The 2,496-nt window shown below is 42.0% G+C and carries 2 protein-coding genes and 1 riboswitch; both genes read right to left on the bottom strand.

Going from position 1 to position 2,496, the window contains the following annotated elements; genetic code table 11:
* Positions 1-108 precede the first annotated feature (108 nt).
* On the bottom strand, positions 109-243 hold the full coding sequence (locus B4G94_RS06180; RefSeq protein WP_277603205.1) for a hypothetical protein: 135 nt from the start codon (positions 241-243) through the stop codon (positions 109-111).
* Between the two features lie 10 nt (positions 244-253).
* A riboswitch (SAM riboswitch) is annotated at positions 254-347 on the bottom strand.
* A gap of 145 nt (positions 348-492) precedes the next feature.
* The coding region (locus tag B4G94_RS06185) for an FUSC family protein (protein ID WP_286857780.1) at positions 493-2,496 on the bottom strand (2,004 nt) is incomplete at its 5' end.

Here is a 2,496-nt window from a genome sequence, read left to right on the forward strand (position 1 = left end):
TCAGATTTTAAGGGTTCAAAAAAAAGTATTCACAAGAAAAAAAGAAAGCATACACACCTGTTGAAAAGGTCTGTTAATATCGTAATCCGGGAAAAAGGAAAATGATTCTTAACAAGTTGGAAGGTGCGTATGCATGCGCATTCGCATAGACATGGCATTGCTATGTGTCGCTTCTTTACCTGTTAGCTGGTTTGTCTGAAACAAACCTAAATTGTTGATGGTTTTCTGTAATGTAATAATCATTGTCTTATTTCATTTATATGCTCCAAAGCGATATTGCTTTGGACAGGATTTGGCACCTTTTCAACCAAATTGAAGGTTGCCAGTGGGNNACTTCTTTATAAATCAAGACCTGCAGATTAAGGAAGGTGTTGATTAGAAATCTTCATCTGAAGACATTGCAAATATAAACTTCTTTTCTATTAATGCAAAAGAAAATCATTTTTTTAATTAAAACTATTTTATAAATACATCTTCGCCATCGCTTTTCTACTACCTTTTAGCGAGCGCAATATGTTCCGCGATTTGATCCAAATCTGTTAAAAGCGGTTTTAACTCATCTATTCGGCTATAAATGTCGTTGTGCAGAACCTCAGGATTTTTGCTGATGGAAATCGAAAGCCCGACCAGGTGCGAGTTGATGCGGTAGGAGAGCGCCTGAAAGTGGTGAATATGGGACCAATCAATCCACTTATGTTCAGGTTCCTTCTTCATTTGGTTAATGGAATCAGAAAATAGAGCCATTGCCGTTTGTGCTTTTTTACGTGCTAATCTGATATCAAAAGAGCTCTGCAGGTTGTCGGATAGGCGCTTGTTGATCATCTGAAAATAATGCTGATTGTAGCGTGCGACCTCCTTGGCCAGGTGGACCATGCTTGAGCTTTGACGCACGGGAATCAGGAAATATCCTGCAATGGTGAGCAGTGCGCCAACCAGGGTAAAAGCCATACGGCTACCGAGAATAAGATTAATATTACCTTCGAATAAATTTAGTGCAATGACAACACCCAGTGTGATAAAAACTACACTGACCATATAGTTGGATCGGTTGAATAAAAAGAATCCGAAGAGACCCGTGGCCGATAAACTAAGTAATAAGGGAAGACTTTCGAAGCAAGCCAAACAGGAGATGCCGATCAAAATACCTGAAAATGTCCCGGCAATACGTTCGATATTGCGGGTCTTGGTCATCGAAAATGCTGGCCTTGCCACGATGGCAATCGTCAATAAGATCCAATAGGTATATTTGAAATCCAGAAATAGAATCCCGATCAATGCGCCGATACCAAAAAGTATAGCCATGCGGAGTGCAAAACGAAACAGCGGATTTTTTAGGTGAAGCTTATCTTTGATCTCCCCCAGACTGCCCAAGGGACGATTGATAAATTGTTGATATTCCTCGGTACCGATTTTGTCCTGAATTTCCTGATTCTGATAAAAAGCAACCTGGATTCGGCGGAGTACTTCAAGAATAGATTCCATGTTGTTGATGATAGCCGATAGAATCGGGCCTGCTGATCCGATTTGTTGCTGCTGAATATTTTTCAGCTCGTTCAACAACTCATTCAGTTTAATCGTATTATAATACAATTGTTGTGCATGGCTGAACCTTTTATTCGGTTGTGAAAAGCTTTCGATTTCCAGTGCCAATAATTTTATTGCACGGCGGATCAGAGGAAGGCTCCCGGTATCGGCAAGATTCTTTCGAATGGCGTCATAGTCATGATCAAGTGCAATAATAAGCTCGTGTAGATCAATGAGGCCGTAAACCTGACTCAGCCAATAATTACTCTTAGGCCATTGATGGCCGATGATTCTTTTCTCCCGGAAGAGTAAGGATCGTATCTGTTCTTGCTGTTCACTGATCTGACCGTGAATTTTTCCTACACGGCTATAGGTAATACCCAGTGGAATATCGGGGTCATAGGATTGCGCACGGACCAGTAAAAATTGAGATAAGCCCTGAAAACCATTGGCCATCGCATGTTTTAGGGAACGATACGGCCTTATGTAGGCCTGTAGCAGGCTAAAAGCATAATAAATCGCCGCGCCAGTCGTAATTTGCAGGCTGACTTCCAGCGGATGTTTTGGTGCCAGGCCGATGACAAAACTCATTAAGATCAATGTCATGTTGCCGATAGCAGCATAACGTGGTCCGAACAAACCATATAAGGTAAAAGTAAATCCCGCCAAACTTAGCAGAATGACCAAAGGCCAATGGTAAGGAAAGAAGTACGCTGTAAGAAATGACGCAAGAAAGAAAGTCGGAATGCATACCAGGGCGGAGGATAGTTTATCCTTTCGGTTACCGGGAGGATCAGTCAGTGTCGTCAACAAGGAGCCGACACCAATACCAATGGCGGTGCCTGCGGGTGTGCCCAATAAATAGATGGCCAGACTTGGAAGAATGCTGATGGAGACATTACGCAGGGCATCACCAAAGTGTTCACCTTGGACAAATCGCATAACTTGGCTATAAATACGGTAGAATCTTTT

The organism is Sphingobacterium sp. UBA7625 (genome assembly GCF_002484085.1).
Classification (GTDB): Bacteria; Bacteroidota; Bacteroidia; order Sphingobacteriales; family Sphingobacteriaceae; genus Sphingobacterium; species Sphingobacterium athyrii.

Bases quoted from the DNA above. Each gene is read 5' to 3' on its own strand.
- B4G94_RS06180 (WP_277603205.1), bottom strand. From the start codon at position 243: ATGATTATTACATTACAGAAAACCATCAACAATTTAGGTTTGTTTCAG.